Source organism: Undibacterium sp. SXout20W (assembly GCF_049340285.1).
Classification (GTDB): Bacteria; Pseudomonadota; Gammaproteobacteria; order Burkholderiales; family Burkholderiaceae_D; genus Undibacterium.
Genome location: NZ_JBMPPH010000105.1, coordinates 1 through 1,090, shown reverse-complemented (window position 1 = coordinate 1,090; position 1,090 = coordinate 1). Strand labels below are relative to the sequence as shown.

The following is a 1,090-nucleotide window of genomic DNA, read 5'->3' as shown; positions in this document are numbered from 1 at the left end:
TCGCTTGGCTTAAAGATACGTTGGAAAAACTCCCTACCTGTAAAAATAATCGTATTGATGAATTGCTGCCGTTGCGATTGAATTCGTCAAATCACTGATTGTTTAGGTGGATCTGTCGGACGCATACTCATATCCTTGGTTTCAATGCCGATCATAAGTTTGGCAACCCATTGGAATTGGTTGAATCCCAGTATGGGGCGCGCTCGGCGTTTGACGGTTCGGTGCTCTTGTTCTACAAGATTGTTCAAATATTGCAATTGAATCAACATAATGACTCAACATAATTTCGAGGCCGCTGTCGGCGATCAGGTTGTTTACTGACGCAGTAGCGGCACTGTTCTAGTCGATAGCGATCTTCGCTGGCACATCATGCAATTCATGTTGGCAGGTATGATCGCCAACGATAATCAAGATCATTTACCACCTGTGTATCCAACTGTTTGCCCTGACGCTGTTGTAAATTAAAGAACTGCGACCACTGTCCTGTGCTTGTGCAACCTTATTGCGACAAAATCCAAAATTCCGCCCCCCTCTTCACTTCCATCCATTAACATCCGCTAATGCTCTATTTGCATCGTCCTTTTTTACTTTTTTGATAGTCTCTCGTGACATTCGATCTAATTCGACACTGTTGAATTTTGATAAAGAATTAAATGCTATTGAAAATCCCTTTAAATCCATACACGTTATCATTTCTTCGCCCCGATCTCGCGGAATATAAGTTGCACCAATTGATCCTAATGGGTTGTCTTTAGCTCTAAATACAGCATCCCTCTCATTCTGTTCATATCTTTCTGAACATTCTTTCATTGCCTTTTCCCTGACATCGAACATGTGAGTCACGTCAAAATTCGTCATATTTTCACCTCGTATTCCGCCAAAATTTGCCAACGCAAACGTACTTACAAATGCTGCGCAAATCATACTCTTTGACATTAAACCTCCTTACGAAAAATTTAAAGCAAGGCGGATTCAATTTCGAAGTGCAACCACATGTTGATGCGATTGTAACTGCTTCATAAATACTTGGTGCGGCGTTTTGAAGCCGAGACATTTTCTGGGACGATGATTTAAGCTGTTCATCGCCCAT

At 41.7% G+C, this 1,090-nt stretch carries 3 protein-coding genes and 1 pseudogene; 1 reads left to right on the top strand and 3 read right to left on the bottom strand.

Features of this window, described 5'->3' with window-relative positions; genetic code table 11:
* The coding region (locus ACO0K1_RS20185; RefSeq protein WP_423027520.1) for a transposase domain-containing protein at window positions 1–98 on the top strand (98 nt) is incomplete at its 5' end.
* On the opposite strand, the gene ACO0K1_RS20180 is transcribed toward ACO0K1_RS20185, so the two are convergent.
* The 3 genes and pseudogenes from ACO0K1_RS20180 to ACO0K1_RS20170 all read right to left on the bottom strand — a co-directional run.
* Complete coding sequence (locus ACO0K1_RS20180; RefSeq protein WP_423028992.1) at window positions 87–269, bottom strand: hypothetical protein; 183 nt, start codon at window positions 267–269, stop codon at window positions 87–89. The two genes, ACO0K1_RS20185 and ACO0K1_RS20180, sit on opposite strands and share 12 nt — an antisense overlap.
* A gap of 265 nt (window positions 270–534) precedes the next feature.
* Window positions 535–936 (bottom strand): hypothetical protein, encoded by a 402-nt coding sequence (locus tag ACO0K1_RS20175; protein ID WP_423028990.1) that lies wholly within the window; start codon window positions 934–936, stop codon window positions 535–537.
* Window positions 937–972: 36 nt separating this feature from the next.
* Window positions 973–1,090, bottom strand: a pseudogene (locus ACO0K1_RS20170) (IS30 family transposase); the annotation flags it as partial.